General features: G+C 68.8%; 15 protein-coding genes, 1 other RNA gene and 1 pseudogene. 14 read left to right on the top strand and 3 right to left on the bottom strand.

The window, feature by feature from the left end; genetic code table 11:
* The first annotated feature begins 46 nt into the window (after nucleotides 1–46).
* From QSK35_RS23035 to QSK35_RS23005, 7 genes are all read left to right on the top strand, one after another.
* The gene (locus tag QSK35_RS23035) at nucleotides 47–1,849 is read left to right on the top strand and encodes a GNAT family N-acetyltransferase (RefSeq protein ID WP_502881701.1); all 1,803 of its coding nucleotides are present in this window, start codon (nucleotides 47–49) and stop codon (nucleotides 1,847–1,849) included.
* Nucleotides 1,846–2,841: a 3-oxoacyl-ACP synthase III family protein gene (locus tag QSK35_RS23030; protein ID WP_285749527.1), complete on the top strand. Its 996-nt coding sequence runs from the start codon at nucleotides 1,846–1,848 to the stop codon at nucleotides 2,839–2,841. The genes QSK35_RS23035 and QSK35_RS23030 overlap by 4 nt, the downstream gene beginning before the upstream one ends.
* Before the next feature lie 77 nt (nucleotides 2,842–2,918).
* Nucleotides 2,919–3,013, top strand: an RNA gene (gene ffs, locus QSK35_RS23025) — signal recognition particle sRNA small type.
* 213 nt (nucleotides 3,014–3,226) lie between these two features.
* The gene (locus QSK35_RS23020; protein WP_285749525.1) at nucleotides 3,227–5,254 is read left to right on the top strand and encodes a DNA polymerase III subunit gamma and tau; all 2,028 of its coding nucleotides are present in this window, start codon (nucleotides 3,227–3,229) and stop codon (nucleotides 5,252–5,254) included.
* 259 nt (nucleotides 5,255–5,513) lie between these two features.
* A complete protein-coding gene (locus QSK35_RS23015; RefSeq protein WP_285749769.1) occupies nucleotides 5,514–5,816 on the top strand; it encodes a YbaB/EbfC family nucleoid-associated protein in 303 nt (100 codons plus the stop codon).
* Nucleotides 5,816–6,424 carry a recombination mediator RecR gene (recR, locus tag QSK35_RS23010; protein WP_285749523.1) on the top strand — a complete coding sequence of 203 codons (609 nt, stop codon included), beginning with the start codon at nucleotides 5,816–5,818 and terminating at the stop codon, nucleotides 6,422–6,424. Before QSK35_RS23015 ends, recR begins: the two co-directional genes overlap by 1 nt.
* 41 nt (nucleotides 6,425–6,465) lie before the next feature.
* Nucleotides 6,466–6,933, top strand: coding sequence for a uridine kinase family protein (locus QSK35_RS23005; protein ID WP_352244141.1), 468 nt, complete (start codon nucleotides 6,466–6,468; stop codon nucleotides 6,931–6,933).
* Here QSK35_RS23005 and QSK35_RS23000 read toward each other — a convergent pair.
* A complete protein-coding gene (locus QSK35_RS23000) occupies nucleotides 6,912–10,190 on the bottom strand; it encodes an AfsR/SARP family transcriptional regulator (RefSeq protein WP_285749520.1) in 3,279 nt (1,092 codons plus the stop codon). The two genes, QSK35_RS23005 and QSK35_RS23000, sit on opposite strands and share 22 nt — an antisense overlap.
* Before the next feature lie 216 nt (nucleotides 10,191–10,406).
* Between QSK35_RS23000 and QSK35_RS22995 the strand changes: the two genes are divergently transcribed.
* From QSK35_RS22995 to QSK35_RS22970, 6 genes are all read left to right on the top strand, one after another.
* Nucleotides 10,407–12,089 (top strand): ABC transporter substrate-binding protein, encoded by a 1,683-nt coding sequence (locus tag QSK35_RS22995; protein WP_285749518.1) that lies wholly within the window; start codon nucleotides 10,407–10,409, stop codon nucleotides 12,087–12,089.
* A gap of 52 nt (nucleotides 12,090–12,141) precedes the next feature.
* Nucleotides 12,142–13,149, top strand: coding sequence for an ABC transporter permease (locus QSK35_RS22990; RefSeq protein ID WP_285749516.1), 1,008 nt, complete (start codon nucleotides 12,142–12,144; stop codon nucleotides 13,147–13,149).
* A 7-nt stretch (nucleotides 13,150–13,156) separates the two neighbouring features.
* A complete protein-coding gene (locus tag QSK35_RS22985; RefSeq protein WP_285749514.1) occupies nucleotides 13,157–14,080 on the top strand; it encodes an ABC transporter permease in 924 nt (307 codons plus the stop codon).
* Between the two features lie 6 nt (nucleotides 14,081–14,086).
* Entirely contained in the window at nucleotides 14,087–15,085 is a 999-nt protein-coding gene (locus QSK35_RS22980; protein ID WP_285749512.1) for an ABC transporter ATP-binding protein, read from the top strand.
* Nucleotides 15,082–16,188, top strand: a complete 1,107-nt coding sequence (locus tag QSK35_RS22975) for an ABC transporter ATP-binding protein (RefSeq protein WP_285749510.1) — start codon at nucleotides 15,082–15,084, stop codon at nucleotides 16,186–16,188. The genes QSK35_RS22980 and QSK35_RS22975 overlap by 4 nt, the downstream gene beginning before the upstream one ends.
* Before the next feature lie 179 nt (nucleotides 16,189–16,367).
* The gene (locus QSK35_RS22970; protein WP_285749508.1) at nucleotides 16,368–17,912 is read left to right on the top strand and encodes a sigma-70 family RNA polymerase sigma factor; all 1,545 of its coding nucleotides are present in this window, start codon (nucleotides 16,368–16,370) and stop codon (nucleotides 17,910–17,912) included.
* Here QSK35_RS22970 and QSK35_RS22965 read toward each other — a convergent pair.
* Entirely contained in the window at nucleotides 17,894–18,433 is a 540-nt protein-coding gene (locus QSK35_RS22965; RefSeq protein WP_285749506.1) for a TIGR03086 family metal-binding protein, read from the bottom strand. The genes QSK35_RS22970 and QSK35_RS22965 overlap by 19 nt on opposite strands.
* Nucleotides 18,434–18,495: 62 nt before the next feature.
* Here QSK35_RS22965 and QSK35_RS22960 point away from each other — a divergent pair, with 62 nt between their 5' ends.
* Nucleotides 18,496–19,131: a TetR/AcrR family transcriptional regulator gene (locus QSK35_RS22960; RefSeq protein WP_352244140.1), complete on the top strand. Its 636-nt coding sequence runs from the start codon at nucleotides 18,496–18,498 to the stop codon at nucleotides 19,129–19,131.
* A gap of 20 nt (nucleotides 19,132–19,151) precedes the next feature.
* Here QSK35_RS22960 and QSK35_RS22955 read toward each other — a convergent pair.
* Nucleotides 19,152–19,565, bottom strand: a pseudogene (locus QSK35_RS22955) (DedA family protein); the annotation flags it as partial.
* Nucleotides 19,566–19,771 lie beyond the last annotated feature (206 nt).

Genomic DNA, 19,771 nt, shown 5'->3' with positions numbered 1-19,771 from the left:
GAGCAAGGATTTCACCATTCAGATCATGATCAACTAGCCTGCGCGCGTGAATACCCAATGGCATATCAGCGCGTTTTTAGCTCCGATTGACAACGTTGCCAAAGGTGGTTTGGTGGCAAACGTACGTCAACTCAGGGCCAAGGTTCTGTTCGACCACGGCCGTCGTCCGGCGTTTCGCGCGGCGGACGGAACGCACATCGACGACCAGGTCCTCGATTTCGGTGCGTGGCACTTCATCGCACGTAGGGAGCCCAACGGGCCACCGGTCGGCTATATCAGGCTCTCGACACCACGAACGGGTGAACTTTTTCAGTCGCGGGCGTTTCTCGGTGCGGAACGGTACGAGGAAATCCTTCGCGCCGAAGGTGTGACGCACGAAGAGACTTTCGAGCACAGCAGGCTGGTCGTCGAGCACCGGGCGCGAAAGCTGGGCCTCGGCGCGTATTTGAACGCCGTCGCGATCGGGGCGGCGCACGCGCTCGGCGCGAAAGTGATGATCGGCACGTCCGGAACCAGGGACGGGCAGCACCGGTTCCACGAACGGTTCGGATTCCGCGCGTTGCCGGAAACCCGCCGGTACGTCGACCACTACACCGAGGACGTGGTGATCATGTGTCACCGGGTCGCGGACGGCGCGGGCGAGTACGACGGCCTGGTCGGCCGGATGCGCGACGAGTTCCCGCGGCTCGCGGTGGCCGAGGACGCCGAGTCGTTCAAGATCATTGGACGCGAGCGTCCCGTCGCACTGGAGTCGGGTACCGCTGACCGCACCTCGTGGCAGCCGGTCCTGTTCGATCCGGTCCGCGACGCGGATGCGCTCCAGGACCTGCTTGCCTCCGGTGAGGTCCGCGAGATCCACGACACGATCGACACCCAGCTCGAGGAGCTCGTCCGCAGCCGCGAGCCGTGGGTGCGTCACGACGCGGAGTCGTTGCGCGCCAAGAAGGACGAGCAGCTGGCCGGGCTCGCCGAATGGGAGTACGGCACCTGGGCCTGGTACCCGTGGTCGGCGCGCCTGGTGCACGTGCTGCCGCGCGAGGAGTTCCGGCTGGTCCGCACCGACCGCAACCGCGGCAAGATCGAACGACCGCAGCAGCGCGAGCTGTTCGGCAAGCGCGTCGCGGTCGTCGGGCTTTCGGTCGGCAACAGCGCCGCCGTGACGTTCACGCTCGAGGGCATCGGTGGCGCGTACAAGCTCGCCGACTTCGACGAGTTCAGCCTCTCGAACCTCAACCGGCTGCGGGCCGGCGTGCACCACCTGGGCGTCAACAAGGCGGTGATCTCGGCCCGCCAGATGTTCGAGATCGACCCGTACCTGGACATCGAGATCTTCACCGACGGTCTGACCGCCGGAAACCTCGACGCGTTCCTCGACGGCGTCGACCTGCTCGTCGAGGAGTGCGACACCCCGTGGGCGAAGATCGCGGCACGGGAGAGTGCGAGGTCGCGGGGCATACCGGTCGTCATGGACTGCAACGACCGCGGCATGCTCGACGTCGAGCGGTTCGACCTCGAACCCACCCGGCCGCTGCTGCACGGCCTGATCGGCGACGTGACCTCGGATCGGCTGGAGAACCTGACGCAGCAGGAGAAGGTCGACCTGATCCTGGCCATGGTCGACGCGTCGAAGATCAGCCCCGAGCTGCGCGCGTCGTTCGACGAGCTCGGCAAGACCCTCAGCAGCTGGCCGCAGCTCGCGTCCGGTGTCGCCCTCGGCGGCGCGCTGACCGCGGAGGTCGCGCGGCGGATCCTGCTCGGCGCGGAGTGCGTGTCCGGCCGGTTCTACGTGGACTTCGCCGAGCTGATCACGCCGTCCACCACCACTCTGCTCGCCGGGAGCCTCGTGTGAACGCGCTCCAGGTGCCCGTCGTCGTGGCGGGAACGGGCCTGCACCTGCCCGAGCGGGTCGTCACCAACGACGACCTCGCGCAGATGATCGACACCTCCGACGAGTGGATCGTCAGCCGCACCGGAATCCGCGAACGCCGCTGGCTGGCGCCGGAGCTCGCCGTGTCCGACATGTGCGTTGCCGCCGCGCGGCCCGCCCTGGACGAAGCGGGCCTGCTCGCTTCGGAACTCGACGTGATCATCGTGGCGACCTACACCTGGGACCAGCCGCTGCCGTCGACCGCGCTGATCGTCAAGGAGGCGATCGGCGCGCACAAGGCGCTCACCCTCGACGTCACGCACGCCGCGTGCGCCAACGGGTTGCAGGCGGCGATGCTCGCCGCGCACCTGCTGCAGACCTCGACCGCGCGATCGGTGCTGGTCATCGCGGCCGACTGCGCCTCCCGTGTCACGGACCCGGAGGAACGCACCACGCGGATCTTCTTCGGCGACGCGGCCGGTGCGGCGGTGCTGCGCCGTGGCGACGTCGAGGGCTCCGGCCTGCTGTCGTGGGACTTCGGCTCCGAGCTCTCGCACGACGTCGAGATCCGGGCCGGCGGCTCCCGCAGGCCGACGTCGGCGGCGACGATCGAGGCGCGCGAGCACTACGTGAGCATGAACGGCCGGACCGTGTGGGAGACCGCCACCCGGTGGCTGCCGGACAGCATCCTCAAAGCGGTGGACAAAGCGCGGATGTCGGTCGGCGACATCGACCACTTCTTCCTGCACCAGGCCAACCTGAACATCATCAAGGCCGCGGTGGAGAAGCTGGGCGTGTCGATGGACCGCGCGCCGGTCACGCTGGACCGGCTCGGCAACACCGGCTCCGCCGGGGTGTTCACCGCGCTGCACCAGTCCTACAGCCAGGGGCTCGTGCGGCAGGGGGACACCTTCGTGATGTCCGCGATCGGGGCGGGTTTCCAGTGGGGGACGCTCTGCTTCCGCCACGCCTGATCGGGTTGTCCACAGGTGTGGACAACACTGTGGGCAACTCGAACGCCTGTTCGATCTAGCGATGTGGGTACACTCGACGTGGACCTCGTGCGGCACACATCTCGCGAACCTCCCCAGGGCCGGAAGGCAGCAAGGATAAGCGGGCTCTGGTGGGTGCACGGGGTCCCCTTATGTGCTGGTCGGCGCTGGCGCGCCTTCCCAGCAGCTCTGATCATGTTGGGGGGCCGAGCCCCCCAAACCCCCCACGGTGCGCTCCTTGCTTTGAGTGGTGGGCTGGGTTTCGTTGTTACCAGCGTTGTCAGGGCTGTCGTTGGTGGGGCGGGTTGTCGTTGGGGCGGTGTGACGCCGATCGGGACTGTCGGTGCTCACCGGTACTGTCTGCGGCGTGGCGCTCGCTCTCTACCGCAAGTACCGTCCGGCCACCTTCGCCGAGGTGGTCGGCCAGGAGCACGTGACCGAACCCCTGCGCGTGGCACTGGCGGCGGGCAGGGTGAACCACGCCTACCTCTTCTCCGGCCCGCGCGGCTGCGGCAAGACGTCCAGCGCGCGCATCCTGGCGCGGTCGCTGAACTGCGTGCGGGGACCGACGCCGGATCCGTGTGGCGAATGCAACTCCTGCATCGGCCTCGCCCCCAACGGTCCGGGCAGCGTCGACGTGGTCGAACTCGACGCCGCGTCGCACGGTGGCGTCGACGACGCGCGTGAACTGCGCGACAAGGCGTTCTACGCGCCCGCGGAGTCGCGGTACCGGGTGTTCATCATCGACGAGGCGCACATGGTCACCACGCAGGGCTTCAACGCCCTGCTGAAGATCGTGGAGGAGCCGCCGGAGCACCTGATCTTCATCTTCGCGACGACCGAGCCGGACAAGGTCCTGCCGACGATCCGCTCGCGTACGCACCACTACCCGTTCCGCCTCATCCCGCCGGGCGTCATGCGCGGGCTGCTGGAACGCAACTGCGCCGCCGAGGGCGTCGCGGTAGAGCCGGCGGTGTTCCCGCTGGTCATCCGCGCGGGCGGCGGCTCGGCGCGCGACACGCAGTCGGTCATGGACCAGCTCCTCTCCGGCGCGGGCCCCGACGGCGTGAAGTACGAGCGCGCGGTCTCGCTGCTCGGCGTCACGGACTCCGCGCTGATCAACGACGTGGTCGACGGCCTAGCGGCAGGCGACGGAACTGCCGTCTTCGGCACGATCGACCGCCTGGTCGAGGCCGGCCACGACCCGCGCCGGTTCGCCTCCGACCTACTCGACCGCCTGCGCGACCTGGTGCTGTTGTGCGCGGTGCCGGACGCGGCCGACCGCAACCTCGTGTCGGCGCCCGAGGACGAGCTCGCCACGATGTCGGCGCAGGCCGAGCGCATCGGGCCCGCGGCGCTGACGCGGTACGCCGAGATTGTGCACACCGGTCTGGTCGAGATGCGTGGTGCGACCGCCCCCCGGCTGCTGCTGGAGTTGTTGTGCTCGCGGATGCTGCTGCCTTCGGTGAGCCAGTCCGAGGCGGCCCTTTTGCAACGCCTCGAGCAGCTCGAACGCCGCCCGCCCGCGGCCGCCGGTGAGGCTGCTGCCCCGGCGGCGGCGGGTGCGCCGATGTTCCAGCGAAAGTCGCAGCAACAGCCCGCGCCCGAGGTGCCGCAACAGGCACCGCCGCCCGCCGCCCAGGCACGGCCGGTCGCGCCGCCCCAGCCCGCTGCCCAACCTCAACCGGTCGCGCCGCCTCAGCCGGTTGCCCAACCTGAACCCGTCGCGCCGCAGCGGCAGGTTGAGTCGCCGCAGGCCGCCACGCCGCCACCCGCACGTCCAGCGGAACCGGAACCGGCCCCCGTGGCGGCCGGTGGGATCGACGCCGCCGCGGTGCGCCGCGTGTGGCCGGACGTGCTTGCGGCCGTGAAGTCCCTGCATGTCCCCACTTTCGCGATGCTGGCCAACGCCGCTGTCAGCGAGGTCGACGGCAACGTCGTCACCATCACGCACCCGGCGGCGCCATTGGCTCGCAGACTCGCCGAACCCCGCGCCACCGAGAAGATCGAAGCCGCGCTGGGCAGCGTTCTCAATGGCACGTGGACGGTCCGCTGCGTCCACGGCGCGCCCGGCGGCGCCGCTGCTCCGCCGCCTCCCGCCAAGGCGCCGCGTCCGGCGCCGACCCGGCCGAGCCAGGCCGCGCGGACCCAGCAACAACCGCAGCGGCAGACACCACCGTCGCGCCCGGCCGACGACGTGCCGCCACCGCCCGAGCCGCCGGAGCCCGACGAACCCCTCCCGCCGGAGCCCGAACCGGACGACGAGGAGTCGATGCTCGCGGAGGCGGCGAGGCCGGTCGACCCGAACGACGACACGCCCAGGCTGGACCCGGAAGAGGTCATGCTGAAGCTGCTGGCGGACGAGCTCGGAGCCAAGCCGCTCAAGCAGAAGTAGCCGCCCAGTCGGGTGGTTCGGCCCCGAGTTGTCCACAGATCGCCGACTGGCGGTTTCCGCAGGTCAAAGGCCGATAGACTGGCTTCGGGGTCGCCCCCGGGACGGGTGGGGGCTGCCTTGGGGTCGGTGAATTCGCAGCCAAGCAGGCCGCTCGCGTCGCCGCGCGGCGGCCCAGAACCGGCCCGCCGCCCGGCGGCCTACGCTTGAAGCACTGAGAACGAACGAGAGGACCCCAGCGGTGCAACCCGGTCAGTTCGACATGCAGGCACTGCTGCAGCAGGCGCAGAGCATGCAGCAGCAGATGCAGGCCGCCCAGCAGGAGCTCGCCGAGACCGAGGTCACGGGCACGGCTGGCGGCGGCCTCGTCACCGCGACGGTGACCGGCGGCGGTGAGCTCAAGGCGCTCGCCATCGACCCGAAGGTCGTCGACCCGGACGACGTGGACACCCTCAGCGACCTCGTGATCGCGGCCGTCCGTGACGCCAACCGCGCGGCGCAGGAGCTGGTCGAGGCGAAGCTCGGCCCGCTCGCCCAGGGTGGGCTCGGCGGATTGCTGGGCTGATGTACGAGGGGCCGGTACAGGACCTGATCGACGAGCTCGGCAGATTGCCGGGCGTGGGTCCGAAGAGCGCGCAGCGCATCGCGTTCCACCTGCTCGGGGCCGACCCGGCGGACATCCAGAAGCTGCAGGACGCGCTGCAGAAGGTCAAGGACGGCGTGGTGTTCTGCGACGTCTGCGGCAACGTCAGCGCGGAGACCACCTGCCGCATCTGCCGTGACCCGAAGCGCGACCTCACGCTGGTGTGCGTCGTCGAGGAACCGAAGGACGTCCTCGCCGTCGAACGCACCCGCGAGTTCAAGGGGCGCTACCACGTGCTCGGCGGCGCGCTCGACCCGCTCAGCGGCGTCGGGCCCGACCAGCTGCGCATCCGGCAGCTCCTCACCCGCATCGGCACGCCGACCGGCGGGGTGGACATCAAAGAAGTGATCATCGCGACCGACCCGAACACCGAGGGCGAGGCCACGGCCACGTACCTGGTCCGGATGTTGCGCGACTTCCCCGGCCTCACCGTCACGCGGCTGGCCAGCGGGTTGCCCATGGGTGGTGACCTGGAGTTCGCCGACGAGCTCACGCTGGGGCGTGCGCTATCTGGTCGCCGGAGCATGTGAAAGCCAGTCCACCGCGGCTCGGGCGCACTCGCCTGGTCGCGGTGGACGGGCCGAGCGGCGCCGGCAAGTCGACGTTCGCCCGAAAACTCAAAGAAGCACTCAACGCCACGCTCATCCCCACCGACCACTTCGCCACCTGGGATGACCCGGTGGCCTGGTGGCCGCGCCTCCAGGAGGTTCTCGACAAGATCGAGAACGGCGAAGAGGCCAAGTACCAGAAGAACGACTGGAGCGAAGGCTTCCCGCGACCGGGCGAGTGGATCACCATCCAGCCGCCGGACATCCTGATCATCGAAGGCGTGTCGGCGGCCCGGAAGTCCATACAGCACAAGCTCAGCTACGTGATCTGGGTCGAGCTCGAAGACCAGGAGCATCGCCTTGAGCGAGCAGTAGGCAGAGACGGTGAACAGAGCCGCCGCCACCTCGAGAAGTGGCAGGCGTTCGAACGCGGCTGGTTCGCCGTCGACGACCCGAAGTCCCGCGCCGACTACGTTGTCACTTCGAGCTGAGCCCGCACGACCTCCGCCTCCGGCGTGCCGATCTCGGTGAACAGGTCCAGCGCGATCTTCCAGTGCTTGTGCGCACTCTCCAGTGACCCCGAGGCCTTCAACGCGTCACCGGCCAGGTGCATGGACTTGGCGTGCACGAGCCGCTGCCCCGACGCCTCACCCAGCGAGGCGGCACGGCGGGCGCAGTCCAGGGCGTTCAACGCGTCGCCCGCGTCGAGGTGGATGCGGCCCAGCGTGACCAGGACTTCCATCTCCGCCAGGCGGAACTGGTAGCGGCCCGCCCGGTCCAGCGCCTCGCGCGCCATGCCGAACGCGTCCTCCAGCCGGCCCACCGCGCGGTAGGCCGACGCCAGGCCGCGCCGGGCGACGCAGTTGCCCCACGGGTACGACGTGTCCTGCGCGATCGCGAGCGCCTCCAGGTGCTGCACGATCGCCTCTTCAGGGCGCCCCTGGCCGTCCAGGGCGCGGCCGAGCATGTTCTTCGCGTCGCAGACGCTCTTGATGATCTCCAGGTCGGTCGCGATGGCGACGGCCTTGCGGGCCTCCTCGGCGGCCTCCTCGAACCGGCCGCGCATGGTCAGCGTTATCGCCAGGCCCTCGTGCGTGGTGTGCGCGAACGACCGGGCCGCCGCGCGGTCGTACAGGGCGCCCGCCTGCACGAAGTACGACGCCGCGGTTTCCGGGCGGCCGAGCAGGGCGTGCACCTCGCCCAGCGCGCGCATGCTGTTCGCCTGGGTGATCCACGAGTCGAGGCGCGTGCCGACCTCCAGCGCCTCCTCGAACGACACCATCGCCCGGTCCAGCTGACCCAGCTGCAGGTAGACGCCACCGAGGTTGAACAACGCAGTCGCCTGCAGCTGGTCCGAACGCACCCGGCGGGTGATCACCAGCGCGCGTTCCAGGTGCGTCGCGGCGTGCTCCAGCTCGCCGAGGTCGATGTAGACACTGCCGGCGTTGGACAACACGGCCGCCTCGACCTGCGGCAGGCTGCCCAGCTGTTCCACGATCGGGATGGCCTGCAAGTAGTAGTCGAGGCCGATCCGGTGCTGGCCCGTCATCCAGTACAGCGTGCCGAGCGAGAACAGCATGGCCAGCTGGCCCATCTCGTCGCGCGGCGATCGCGCGCTCGCGAGACTGATCTTGGCCGTCTCGCGCCACTCGACCGGCAGGCCCTGCGTGTAGAAGTAGCCGCGCAGCGCGTCCGCAAGGTGCCAGACCGCGCACCCCGGATCGCGTTCCGCTGCATAGGCGACCAGCGCGACGAAGTTGGCGCGCTCGGCGTCGAGCCAGGTCAGCGCCTCGGTGCTGGTGCTGAACGTGCGCGGCGTGACGCCTTCGAGCGGCTCGGGGCGGGGGAAGCGCAGCAGCGTGGTCTTCAACGCCTCGGTCGCGTTGTCCACCGACCGCACGTGCCAGTCGACCAGCCTGCGCAGCGCGAGCCGCGAGTCCGCCAGGCCGTCCTCGAACGCGAGCCGCTCGGCCGCGTAGTCGCGCAGCAGGTCGTGGAACTGGTAGCGCGACGGCGCGTGGTTCGCGATCAGGTTCGCGGTCGCGAGCCGGTCCAGCCGCCTGCGGGCGTCCTGGGTGGTCAGGCCGTTCAACGCCGCCGCCATCTCGGGCGTGAAGTCGGTGCCCGGCGCCAGCGAGAGCCGGCGGAACATCTGCGCCAGCTCGGGCTTCAGCGCGGTGTAGGAGAGGTCGAACGCCGCGTGCACGGCGACCCGCTCGTCGCCCTCCACCGCCAGCGCCGCGAGACGGTTGCCCGCGCGCAGTTCCTCGACGTAGTCCTCGATGGACAGCTCTGGCCGGGACACCAGGTTCGCCGCGGCGATGCGCAGCGCCAACGGCAGGTGCGCGCACAACGACGCCAGCTCGTCGGCGGCCTCACGCTGTTCGGCGACGGCCTCGGGACCGAGGATGCCCTCCAGCAGCGACCGGGTCTCGTCCGCGTCCAGCACGTCGAGCCGCACGTTGGACGCCGCGTGCGAGACCGCGAGGCCGCGCAGCGTGTCGCGGCTGGTCACGAGCACCGCGCAGCCGGGGGAGCCGGGCAGCAGCGGGCGGATCTGCTCGGCCGACGAGGCGTTGTCGAGGACCAGGAGCACCTTCTGCCCGGTCAGCGTCGACCGGAACATCGCCTCCTGTTCGTCCTGATCGAGTGGCACCTGATCAGGTGGAGTTCCGAGGGCCCGGAGGAAACGGGGGAGCACGTCCACAGCCGAAAGCGGAGGACCCGGCGCGTAGCCGCGCAGGTTCACGTAGAGCTGCCCGTCCGGGAAGTCGGAGCGCATCCGGTGTGCCGCGTGCACGGCCAGCGCGGTCTTGCCGACGCCGGGCGGCCCGGCGAGCGTCACGACGGGCACGCCCTGCGCGGTCCGCAGCAGCGCGATGATCAGGGAAACGGCCTCGTCACGGCCGACGAAGTCGCCGATGTCCGCGGGCAGCTGCGAGGGCACGACGCGGTCCGGCTTCGCGACCGCGGGCGGCGGCACCAGCCCGCCCGACGCGCTGTCGACGGACCCGGTGAGCACCTGGTTGTGCACCCGGCGCAGCTCGTCGCCGGGGTCGATGCCCAGCTCGTCGGCCAGCAACGAGGAAACGCGCTGGTAGGCGGCCAGCGCCTCACTCTGCCTGCCGGACCGGTACAGCGCGATCATCAGCTGCGCCCAGAACCGCTCGCGCAACGGGTGTTCGCTGGTCAGGCGGGACAGCTCGGCGACGAGCTCGGAGTGCCTGCCCAGCTCCAGGTCGACCTCGACCCGGCGTTCCATGACGTGCAGGCGGCGCTCGTTGAGCCGCGGCACCTCGTCGCGGTGCAGGATCTCGGACGGCACGTCGACCAGGGCCGGTCCGCGCCACAGCCCGAGCGCAGCCGTGAACGCGGCCGAAGCCGCAGGTAGATTGCCCGCCGCGCGCTCCTGCTCACCCTGTTCGATGAGCGGCTCGAAGCGCAGCAGGTCGATCGTCTTCTCGTCGACGTCGATCAGGTACCCGTCGGGGACGGTCCGGATGGGCGTCGCCGGACCGAGCAGCTGTCTCAGGCGCATCACGTACGTCTGGAGGGTGGCTCTGGAACGCGCGGGCGGGTCCTCACCCCACACGTTCTCGGCCAGTTCGTCCACGGAGACGCTCGTGCCGGCACGCAGCAACAGGGACACGAGCAACGCTCGCTGCCGCCCGGCTCGCACCAGGAGCGGCTCCCCGTCGACGAGGACCTGCAGAGGGCCGAGTACGCGAAACTCGACCTGCCGGCTCATGCGACCTCCCTCCGCGATGTGTGTCCGTTCTACAGCCTAGGAGAGCGTTCGCCCGATCGGTCCTGCTCACGTTGGGTCAGCGGGCGTGCGCCAGAAGTATCAGAATGCCTGGTCTAGTGGCCGGATCGTGACCTCACTTACCTCAGAAGGGGTATCGGTAGAGGTTAGGGTCGGCGACCACACCGTGAGATTGCGGATTGTCCCAAGGGGTGTTTGATGATCCATTCAGGTACGGCTCGACGCCGCTGGATTGCCGTGATCGGCATGACCGGCGCGGCCGCGCTCGCCCTGTCCGCCTGCGCACAATCCGAGCGCGGTACGGACTCCGGCTCCGGCAAGGTGGGTGGCACGTTCACCTTCGGCGCCGCAGGCGCACCGAAGTTGTTCGACCCGTTCTACGCCACTGACGGCGAGACCTTCCGGGTGTCCCGTCAGATGTACGAAGGCCTTGTCGGCTTCAAGCCGGGTACCGCCGAGGTCGAACCGGCGCTGGCGACAAAGTGGGAGTCCTCGTCGGACGGTAAGACGTGGACCTTCACCCTGAAGGAAGGCGTGAAGTTCCACGACGACACGCCGTTCAACGCCGAGGCGGTGTGCTTCAACTTCGAGCGTTGGTACAACCAGAAGGGCCCGGCGCAGAGCGACGCGGTCTCGCAGTACTGGCTCGACAACTTCGGCGGGTTCAAGGACACGCCGGACAAGCCGTCGCTGTACAAGTCCTGCTCCGCCAAGGACGCCAAGACGGCCGTCATCGAGCTGTCGAGCTCGACGTCGCAGTTCCCGTCGGTCCTCGGCTTCACGTCGTTCTCCATCTCCAGCCCCGAGGCGCTGAAGAAGTACGACGCCGACAACGTCGTCCAGGCCGGTGACGCGTTCACCTACCCGGCGTACGCCAACGAGCACCCGACCGGCACCGGTCCGTTCAAGTTCGGCAAGTTCGACAAGGCGAACAACGTCGTCGAGCTCGTGCGCAACGAGAACTACCACGGTGAGAAGGCCAAGCTCGACAAGGTCGTCTTCCGGATCATCCCGGACGAGACCGCGCGCAAGCAGGCCCTCGAAGCCGGTGACATCGACGGCTACGACCTGCCGAACGCCGCCGACTGGGCGGGCCTGAAGGACAAGGGCTTCAATGTCGCGATCCGTCCGGCGTTCAACGTTCTGTACTTCGGCATCAACCAGAAGAACAACCCGAAGCTGCAGGACCTGAAGGTCCGCCAGGCGCTGATGTACGCGATCAACCGCGAGCAGCTGGTCAAGTCGCAGCTGCCCGAGGGCGCCAAGGTCGCGACGCAGTTCATGCCGGAAGCGGTGAACGGCTACAACAAGGACATCAAGGAGGTCAAGTACGACCTCGACAAGGCGAAGTCCCTGCTGGCCGAGGCCGGTGCCTCCGACCTGAAGCTCAAGTTCTACTGGCCGACCGAGGTCACCCGTCCGTACATGCCTTCGCCGAAGGACATCTACGGCGCGATCGCCGGTGACCTGCAGAAGGCGGGCATCCAGATCGAGACGGTCAGCAAGCCGTGGAACGGTGGCTACCTGACCGACGTCGACCAGGGCATCCCGGACGTGTTCCTGCTCGGTTGGACCGGTGACAACGGCACCGCGCACAACTGGATCGGCACGTTCTTCGGCCGCCCCGACAACCGGTTCAACACCGGCGCGTCGCCGTGGGGCAAGGCGCTCGCCGAGGAGCTGGCCAAGGCCAACTCGGAGCCGGACGAGGCCAAGCGCACGAAGATGTACGAGGACCTGAACAAGAAGATCATGGAGGAGTACCTCCCGGCTGTTCCGGTCTCGCACTCTCCGCCCGCGCTCGTCCTGAAGAAGGACATCAAGGGCATCACGCCCAGCCCGTTGACCGACGAGAAGTTCGGCGGCGCGAGCAAGGGCTGATCCCCTTCCTCGCTCGGCAACACTTCAATAGAGAGAACAACGGGGTAGCTCAGTGCTCCGCTACACGATTCGACGGCTGATTCAGCTGGTCGGCGTGGTGCTGGTGCTCTCCCTGCTGCTCTTCGCGTGGTTGCGTGCTCTCCCCGGAGGTCCGGTTTCGGCCCTCCTGGGAGAGCGCGCCACGCCGGAGTCGCGGGCGGCACTCACCAAACAGCTCGGCCTGGACCAGCCGATCATCGTCCAGTACTTCAAGTTCCTCGGTCGCGCGGCGTCCGGTGACTTCGGGGTCTCCAACGGCGTACAGCCCGGTGACTCCGCGATGGAGATCTTCCTCCAGCGCTTTCCCGCGACCATCGAGCTGAGCTTCAGCGCTCTGCTCATCGCCATCGCTCTCGGCATCCCGCTCGGGTATCTCGCCGCGAAGCGCCGCGGGTCGTGGTTCGACAACATGAGCGTCATCGGCTCGCTGATCGGTGTCGCGATCCCGGTCTTCTTCCTGGCGTACGTGCTGAAGGACAACTTCTCGCACCTGCTCGGGCTGCCGTCGATCGGCAGGCAGAACGGTGACATCGGCGCGACGCGCGTGACCGGGTTCTTCGTCCTCGACGGCCTGCTCACCCGTGAGTTCGATGCGTCCTGGGACGCGTTGAAGCACCTCATCCTGCCCGCGATGGCGCTGGCCACGATCCCGTTCGCGGTGATCTTCCGGATCACCAGGGCGGCGGTGCTCGAGGTGCTCGACGAGGACTTCGTGCGCACGGCCGAGTCCAAGGGACTCACCGCGCCGGTGATCCGGCGCAGGCACGTGCTGCGCAACGCGATGCTGCCGGTCGTCACGACGATCGGCCTGCAGACCGGTGCGTTGCTGTCCGGCGCCGTGCTCACCGAGAAGGTGTTCGCCTTCCCCGGTGTCGGCGAGGCGCTCGCGCTCGGGTTCGAGCGGCGCGACTATCCGGTACTGCTGTTGCTGCTCATCATGGCGGCGATCGTCTACGTCCTGGTCAACCTGCTGGTCGACCTCTCGTACGCGCTGATCGATCCGCGGATCAGGACGAGGTGAGCGCACGATGACTCTTGGTGTGACCAAGAAGGAGAAGATCGACGCGCTCGCGGAGAACGTGGGCGTCTCGCTCGCGGCCAGCGCGTGGAAGCGGCTTCGCCGCAGCCCGGTGTTCCTCATCGGCGCGACGATCATCGGGATCTTCGTCGTCCTGTCGCTGCTGTCGCCGTGGCTGGCGCCGCACGACCCGGCGGACCCCATGCTGATCAAGCAGGTTGTGAAGGCGCGCAACGAGATCCCGCCGCCGCAGCCGGGTCACCCGCTCGGCGGCGACCTGCAGGGGCGCGACTTCCTGTCGCGCATGCTCGTCGGCTCGCAGCAGACGTTGATCGTCGGCGTCGGCGCGACGTTGATCGGGCTCACCGGTGGGCTGATCCTCGGCACGCTGGCCGGCGCGATCGGCGGCTGGGTCGACTCGGTCGTCATGCGCTTCGTCGACGTGATGCTGTCGCTGCCCGCACTGCTGCTGGCGTTCAGCATCGCCGCGATGTTCGCGCACCCCAGCCAGTTCAGCGTGATCCTCGCGATCTCGATCGTGCAGATCCCCGTGTTCGCACGGCTCCTGCGCGGTTCGATGCTCGCCCAGCGAGCGAGTGACCACGTGCTCGCGGCGACCGCGCTCGGCGTGAAGCGGGGCTCGATCGTGTTCCGGCACATGCTGCCGAACTCGCTCGGCCCGGTGATCGTCCAGTCCACGCTGGTGCTGGCGACGGCGATCATCGAGGCGGCCGCGCTGTCGTTCCTGGGTCTCGGCAACCCGGACGACCGCATTCCCGAGTGGGGCCAGATGCTCGGTGACGTGCAGAAGGTGTTCGACACGCATCCGCACCTCGCGGCGTACCCCGCCATCTGCATCATCATCGTCGCGCTCGGCTTCACGTTGATGGGCGAGACGTTGCGCGAGGCCCTCGACCCGAAGAACAGGCGGTGAGTCGTCATGGCACTACTGGAAGTTCGTGACCTCACCGTGGTCTTCGAGCGCAAGGGCGAGGAGCCGTTCACCGCGGTCGACGGCGTCAACTTCGACGTCGAACCCGGTCAGACGGTCGGGCTCGTCGGCGAGTCCGGCTGCGGCAAGTCCGTCACGTCGCTCGCGATCATGGGCCTGCTGCCCAAGCGCGGCGCGCGCATCACGGGTTCGGTCGTCTACGACGGCACGGAACTGCTGAAGCTGTCGGACAGGCAGATGCGCGACCGGCGCGGCCGCGACCTGGGCATGGTGTTCCAGGACCCGCTGTCGTCGCTGAACCCGGTCATCCCGATCGGCCTGCAGGTGACCGAGGTGCTGGAGCGGCACCGCGGCATGCCGCGCAAGGAGGCCATGGTCGAGGCGAAGGACCTGCTGGACAAGGTCGGCATCCCCGACCCGAACCGGCGGCTATCCGAGTACCCGCACCAGCTCTCCGGCGGGATGCGGCAGCGCGCGTTGATCGCGATCGCGCTGGCGTGCCGGCCGAAGCTGCTGATCGCGGACGAGCCGACCACCGCGCTGGACGTGACGATCCAGGCGCAGATCCTGTCGCTGATGAAGGAACTGGTGCAGGACCTCGGCACCGCGCTCGTGATGATCACGCACGACCTCGGTGTCGTCGCGGGTCTGTGCGACGAGGTGAACGTTCTGTACGGCGGCAAGGTCGTGGAGAAGGCGATGCGGCACGAGCTGTTCGCCAAGCCGCGCCACCCGTACACGCACGGCCTGCTGGCGTCGATCCCGCGACTCGACGCGCCACGCGGCGAGAAGCTGACGCCCATCAAGGGATCCGTGGCCGACAACATCCCGTGGGAGCAGGGGTGTGCGTTCGCTCCGCGCTGCCCGAACGCGCTCGAGGTGTGCACGTCCGTCACGCCGGCGGAGGAGGACCAGCTCGGCCGTCTCCTGCGCTGCCACAACCCGGTGGTGCCGGGAACCCCCGCTGCCGAGGAGGTCCCGGTATGAGCGAAACGCTGGTGTCCGTCGAGGACATGAAGGTGCACTTCCCGATCAAGCGGGGCGTCTTCCTCGACCGGACGGTCGGCTACGTCTACGCCGTCGACGGCGTAGACCTGGAGATCAAGCGCGGCGAGACCTACGGCCTGGTGGGCGAGTCCGGTTGCGGCAAGTCCACTCTGGGCCGGGCGATGCTGCGCCTGAACGAGCCGACCAACGGCCGGATGGTCTTCGACGGCACGGACGTCTCCTCGCTCAAGGGCGAGGAACTGCGCCGGATGCGCCGCCGGATGCAGATGGTGTTCCAGGACCCACTGTCCTCTTTGGACCCGCGCCAGTCGGTGGAGTCCATTCTGGTCGAGGGTCTGCGGGCGCACGACCTGGACAAGAGCAAGGAGCAGACCGGTAAACGGCTGCGCGAGCTGCTGTCCGCGGTCGGTCTGCCGTCGACCGCGCTGCGCAAGTACCCGCACGAGTTCTCGGGCGGTCAGCGGCAGCGCATCGGCATCGCCCGCGCGCTGGCGCTGGAGCCGGACCTGATCGTCGCCGACGAACCGGTGTCCGCTCTGGACGTCTCGGTGCAGGCGCAGGTCGTGAACCTGCTGCAGGAGCTGCAGGACCAGTTCGGGCTGACCTTCCTGGTGATCGCCCACGACCTCGCGGTCGTGAAGCACATCTCCGACCGGGTCGGCGTGATGTACCTCGGTGGCCTGGTGGAAGAGGCGACTGCGGACGACCTCTACGCCGAGCCGCTGCACCCGTACACGCGTGCCTTGCTGTCCGCGATCCCGGTGCCCGACCCGCAGGTCGAGGACCGGCGGGAGCGGATCCTGCTGGCGGGCGACCTCCCGTCGCCGGCCAACCCTCCGTCGGGCTGCCGGTTCCACACGCGGTGCCCGTGGCGGCAGGCCTCGAAGTGCGACACCGACCGGCCCGTCCTGCGGGAGATCAAGCCGGGGCACAAGGTGGCGTGCCACTGGGCGGAGGACATCGAGGCGGGCGTGATCAAGCCGCACGAGGTCGCTCCGATCCTGATCGAGGAGACCGACACCATGTCTCCCGACGTTCCCCTGGTGGGTCCGGCCTCGGTCACCGAGGCCCTCAACCCCTAGTTGGTGCCGTTAAGGCCACCTTCACTGCGTTCGGCGCAGTGAAGGTGGCCTTAACGGCTCCCCGCCTGTCCGTCATCCGGCGGTGTGACTCGCCGACTTCGCAGATTTGTGTGACCTGACGGGCATCCCGCAGGTCTCCAGGGGGTGTACGCGGAAACTCCGGAAGCGAAGGTGTGGGCGTGATCGATCAGATGGAAGCGACCACGGGCGAGTTATCGGAGCTGGTGGACGCCGCGCGCGCCGGAGACCGGCGGGCGCTGGACGAACTGGTGACCGAGTGCCTGCCGCTGGTCTACAGCATCGTCCGACGGTCGCTCTCCTCGGACGCTGACGACGTCGTCCAGGACACGATGATCCGGGTGGTGCGCGGCATCCGTGGTGTGCGCGAACCGGGCCGGTTCCGGTCCTGGCTGGTCGCCGTCACCGTCAACCAGATCCGGCAACACCGCAAGAACCACCGGACGGCCGCGACTCCGCTGTTGGAGGTCGATGACCAGGCCGACCCCAACGCCGAGTTCGTCGACGAGGCCCTGACCAGGCTCGGCATGTCGCGGCAGCGGCAGGAGATCGAGCTCGCGGCGCAATGGCTGGACCAAAACGACCGCGACCTGCTCGCGTTATGGGCGCTCGAACAAGCCGGTCACCTGACGCGTGCCGACGTCACCAGCTCGTTACGGCTCAAGACCCACCACGTCACGGTGCGCGTGAGCAGGCTGAAGCAGCGCGTGGAAGCCACCCGCCTGCTGGTGCGTGCCCTTTCCGCGACACCGCGCTGCCCGCAGCTCGCCAAGGTGGCGCACGACTGGTCGGGCGAGCCGACCCCGTTGTGGCGCAAGCGTTTCCGGCGTCACGTCACGGAGTGCCGCCGTTGCAGCCGGGCCGGCGCTGACCTGCTGCCCGCCGAACGCCTGCTCATGGGCTCGGCCCTGCTGGCGCTGCCCGCCGGTTACGCGGCGAGCGTGTTGTCTGCCGTGCACAGCGCGCCACCCGTGGCGTTGGCCGCGAGCCACGGGTTCGCCGAACTGGTCACCGGCAAGACGGCGCTCGTCGCGGCGGGTGCCACCGCGACGATCGCCCTCGTGCTGGGCGTGGTGATCGCCCCCGCCGTGCTGGCACCCACCGCCGCACCCACCTCGGCTCCCGCTCCGGCGGCGCAGGTGAGCGTGCCGTCGGTCGCTCCCACTCCCACGAGCGCGCCCGCCGCGTCGTCTGCTTCGGCAACTGCTTCCGCTTCGCCGACGCCCGTCGTTTCCTCTGCGCCGCCCAAGCCCGCTCCGCCGCCTCCACCGCCTGCCTCGACGCCTTCGGCCGCGGAGCGGGTGCTCGCGTTGATCAACCAGGTGCGGGCCGAGAACGGGTTGCCCGCGTTGAAGATGGACGACGGCCTGATCAGGGCCGCCGACGCGCACACGAAGACGATGATGTCGGGCTGCGGCCTGTCCCACCGCTGCCCCGGCGAGGCCGACCTCGGTGACCGCGAGAGCGCGGCCGGCGTGCGGTGGTCGAGCGCCGGCGAGAACATCGGCTCGGGAGGTCCCGTCGCGAACGCCCCCGACCCCATCGCCAAGATGGCGCTCGGCCTGACCCAGTCCATGATCGACGAGAAGCCGCCGAACGACGGTCACCGCCAGAACATCCTCAGCTCTTCGTTCAACCGGATCGGCATCGTCGTCACCCGCGACGCGAAGGGCACGGTCTGGATGACTCAGGACTTCGCCGGCTGATCCCAGTTCGGTTTCCGGCCGGTCACGGCGACCAGGCGGTCGGTGAGGGTGGCGGTGTTCGGGGTCTCGACGGGGTAGTGGAACGCCGCGTCCGGGCCGCGGACCGCCGGGGTGTCCGGCAGCCGTTCGGCGATCTTGAGGGCGGCTGCCGCCAGCTCCTCGTCGAGGTCCGCCGGGCGGCCGAGCGCCTTGTTGAGGTCCCAGGCGTGCACGACCGTGTCGACGAGGTGTGACGCGACCTTCCAGCGGCCCGGCATCTGGCCGAAGCTCGCGAACTCCATGAGTTCGTCCAGGTAGCCGGGTTTTCCGAATGTTTGTGTGACGGCGTCTGCGGCGTCGGCGTACGTGCCCTCGTTGGGCAGCTGGGCGAAGCCGAAGGTCGACTCCTTGAGGTGGTCGAGCAGCTGCCCGATGGTCCACTTGTCGCACGGTGTGCGCAGGTCGTACTGGCTTTCGTCGATGGTGGCGATGAGCTTCAGGTTGACGTCGAGGGCTTTGCGATCCAGCGCTAAGAGGTCCATGGTCCGTACCGTACTAACAATACGAACGATCGTGCTAGTAGTTTGTGTCGTACCGTTTGTCTGTGGACGGACGGCTGGAGCGAGGCGAGCAGACGCGCCGCCTGATCGTGCGCCGAGCCGCGGAGATCGCGTCGGCGGAGGGGCTCGAGACGCTGTCGATCGGGCGGCTGGCGGCGGACCTGGGGCTGAGCAAGAGCGGCGTGTTCGCTCTGTTCGGCTCGAAGGAGGACTTGCAGCTCGCGACGGTTCGCGCGGCGCGGGAGTCCGTGGTGTCCGAGGTCGTCCGGCCTGCTTTGGCTGCCGAGAATCCGTTGTGGGCCGTGATCGAGCTGTGGCTGTCCTACTCGGAGCGGCGCGTGTTCCCCGGCGGGTGCTTCTTCTCGTCGGTGCGCCCGGAGTTCGACTCTCGTCCGGGCCGCGTTCGCGACGAGATCGCTTCGCTGGGCCGCGAATGGGAGGGCTTGTTCGAACGACTGGCGCGCGACGCCGGCCTACCCGATCCGGCGCAGCTGGCGTTCGAGATCGTGGCTATTTTGGACGCCGCCAACGCCAACTCGATGCTCTACGACGACGCGTCCGCGTACGACAAGGCGCGGGTGGCGCTGCGCGCCCGGATCGCCATGCCGACCGGCACGGAGATCAACGTCGCGACGCCGAACGACACGAGCATCGCGAGCAGCGGCTCGTCGACCACCTGACCGCCCAGGTAGCCCATCGTGGCGGGGTAGCAGCTCCACAGCAGCGAGCCGATCGCCGCGACCGGCACGAACCGCTTCAGCGGCCACTTCAGACTGCCAGCCAGCATCGCGCCGACGATGCCGCCCGCGGGCAGGAACCGTGCCGCGATCAGGATCGACTCGCCCTTCGTCGCCAGGTGGTCGGCCGTCCACACGACCATCGCCCTGGCCTTCGCGGACTTGTTCAGCTTGTTCAGTGCCCGCATCCCCATCTGGCGGCCGAGGTGGAAGTTCACCATGTCCGCGACGAGGCACCCGAGGGCCGCCGTGGCGATCACCACGTAGAGGGGGAGGCCGCCGTTGGACGCCAGCACGCCCGCACCGATGAGCACGGCCTCGGTGGGGAGGAGCGGGACGGCTGCTACCAGGAACAGCACGACGAGCGTGGCGGTCATGATCCGGGAACGTACGGCACTGAGGTGAACACTCCCGTACCGCTGTGTTCTTCAGCATCCACACAGCAAGCGTGATCTCACCCGCAGGGCTTGGCCTCCGGCCCCCACGTTCCAGCCTACGTCCAGGGTCTGACAATCCCGCGTGTCGTACGTTCCCGCCCCGTGTGTCCTACGTTCCGGACCCCCGAGTTCTACGTTCGTGCTCG

It is taken from the genome of Lentzea sp. NBRC 105346 (genome assembly GCF_030269605.1).
Taxonomy (GTDB): Bacteria; Actinomycetota; Actinomycetes; order Mycobacteriales; family Pseudonocardiaceae; genus Lentzea.
This window is presented reverse-complemented; position numbering and strand designations above follow the sequence as displayed.

Bases quoted from the DNA above. Each gene is read 5' to 3' on its own strand.
- QSK35_RS23015 (WP_285749769.1), top strand. From the start codon at position 5,514: ATGCAGGCACTGCTGCAGCAGGCGCAGAGCATGCAGCAGCAGATGCAG.
- recR (WP_285749523.1), top strand. From the start codon at position 5,816: ATGTACGAGGGGCCGGTACAGGACCTGATCGACGAGCTCGGCAGATTG.
- QSK35_RS23000 (WP_285749520.1), bottom strand. From the start codon at position 10,190: ATGAGCCGGCAGGTCGAGTTTCGCGTACTCGGCCCTCTGCAGGTCCTC.
- QSK35_RS22995 (WP_285749518.1), top strand. From the start codon at position 10,407: ATGATCCATTCAGGTACGGCTCGACGCCGCTGGATTGCCGTGATCGGC.
- QSK35_RS22985 (WP_285749514.1), top strand. From the start codon at position 13,157: ATGACTCTTGGTGTGACCAAGAAGGAGAAGATCGACGCGCTCGCGGAG.
- QSK35_RS22980 (WP_285749512.1), top strand. From the start codon at position 14,087: ATGGCACTACTGGAAGTTCGTGACCTCACCGTGGTCTTCGAGCGCAAG.
- QSK35_RS22975 (WP_285749510.1), top strand. From the start codon at position 15,082: ATGAGCGAAACGCTGGTGTCCGTCGAGGACATGAAGGTGCACTTCCCG.
- QSK35_RS22965 (WP_285749506.1), bottom strand. From the start codon at position 18,433: ATGGACCTCTTAGCGCTGGATCGCAAAGCCCTCGACGTCAACCTGAAG.